Origin of the sequence: Arenibacter catalasegens, from assembly GCF_002909235.1 — a bacterium.
Taxonomy (GTDB): domain Bacteria; phylum Bacteroidota; class Bacteroidia; order Flavobacteriales; family Flavobacteriaceae; genus Arenibacter; species Arenibacter catalasegens.
In genome coordinates this window covers 1-1,782 of record NZ_PHQQ01000070.1, presented here as the reverse complement: position 1 = coordinate 1,782, position 1,782 = coordinate 1, and the positions used below count along the sequence as shown (strand labels likewise).

Annotated in this window: 2 protein-coding genes; one reads left to right on the top strand and one right to left on the bottom strand. The window is 35.4% G+C overall.

Annotation, left to right across the window (positions count from 1 at the left end; genetic code table 11):
• Positions 1 to 86: 86 nt before the first annotated feature.
• Entirely contained in the window at positions 87 to 785 is a 699-nt protein-coding gene (locus CWD90_RS22860) for a hypothetical protein (RefSeq protein ID WP_103478364.1), read from the top strand.
• A 430-nt stretch (positions 786 to 1,215) separates the two neighbouring features.
• On the opposite strand, the gene CWD90_RS22855 is transcribed toward CWD90_RS22860, so the two are convergent.
• Positions 1,216 to 1,674: a TlpA family protein disulfide reductase gene (locus CWD90_RS22855; protein ID WP_103478363.1), complete on the bottom strand. Its 459-nt coding sequence runs from the start codon at positions 1,672 to 1,674 to the stop codon at positions 1,216 to 1,218.
• Positions 1,675 to 1,782: the final 108 nt, after the last annotated feature.

The following is a 1,782-nucleotide window of genomic DNA, read 5'->3' as shown; positions in this document are numbered from 1 at the left end:
ATACAATTATCAGTAAAATTCCAATTAAAAGATTTTGAAAACTGGATAATACTACTTTTATCAAATAGTTTAGACTTATACTCATTATGGAAAACATATCTCATACAGTTAATCAAATTCAATACGTCACTAATTTTCAAGACTTTGTTTCCACTTCATTTCATGGAAAAATTAATGCGATTTGTTGGGACCGTAAACTAGTAGGTGATTTTTCTGAGATTGTTAAACAGTTAGAGTTTCATGAGAATATAACCGAACTTCATCCAAATGACCTTCTTGAACTTCAGTTGAGTGAACAGGGGCAGCTTGCTCGTGAAATTCTTTTAAAGGATTTGAAGACCTTGAAAGCTCTTGGTGCATCTCCAACACTTAATCTGATTAAGTTCTATGATAGAGATGATAGCTACCCGTTTTTTCCAACGGATGTTTATTCTTTTCATGTAGATCGATCTCCTATACCTATCGACACCTTTTTATGTACTTACTATGGTGAGTCCAGTGAAATATTGCCAAACTCGCAAGCCAAACAAAAAGTTCTTGTTCCCGAAATACGTGATGAACTTAAAAAAATATATCGTGGGACAGAGGAAGATTTTGAATCATTTTTAAGTGAAAATTTCTTTGATTTACACTATCTGGCGAAGCCTAAGGCACAGCCAATAAAATTAGGTTTAGGCCATTTATACAGATTGGCTATTGAGCACCCTCAAAGTAAAGTCCTCCCTTGTCTTCATCGTGCACCAAAGGAAAAAAGTGGACAGAAAAGATTGTTGTTAATCTGTTAAAGGCAATTGAAATATATACTCATTTTAACTATTATCTAATATTATTGGATTATAAAAACGTCCAACAACAAGGTATAAAAATAATTGCTCAATTTTGGGCTTAACCAAAGGTCGTTGCAAGTTTACTACGTCTGATTTTCCTGTGGAAAATCCTCGCAGGTAAACCCGCAACTAATCTTGAACGAGACCGTAGTAGCCTATTTAAAAATAGTACTCCTGTGAAGTTTACAAATATCATTTTGAAAATCGTCAGGGCCATTTCGATTTTCGTAGTTATCTGGAAAGGAGGGTCAAAGTGAGCACAGCAAACTAAGTGCTCAAAATCGATTCCATTGTGGTTAATTTTATTTTTTACGCAAAGATTTTTTTATACAAAAAACTATAAAATTATTTAGGTTCTACTACCAGTAATTAAAATAATTTTTGCTGATTATTTTTCATTGAATTCCATTTCAAGTTTAGCCTCCAAGTCATCAACTACAAGGTGTCTTCCAATTACTATACCCTTATCATCAATAAGAACATTGTCCGGGACTCCTTTAACATTATAAATTGTAGCCACATCACCCCAAGACCCTTTTTCATTCAAAATATGATCCCAAGGTAAACTATCCTCCTTAATTGCTTTCAACCATTTTTCCTGCGCATGATCCATTGAGACCCCAACAATGTTAAATCCTTTTTCATGAAACTTCTCATATACTTTTTTAAGGGCCGGGTTTGACTCTCTACAAGGGGCACACCAAGATGCCCAAAATTCAATCAAAGTATATTTTTCCCTTAGCTCAGAAATTTTTGTTTTTTGCCCCTTTACATTATTCAGTTCAAAGTCAACATACTTGTCCCCTATTTGTGGGTTTACGTTCAGCTTCTGGATACTTCGGACCAAATTGCGCCAGGCGTTTCGGTTTCATTGCGCCAGTGATTTCGGTTCAAACTGCGCCACTTCCCTGAGGGATTTCGGTTCGTTTTGCGCCACTTTGAAGGATCGAGCAAT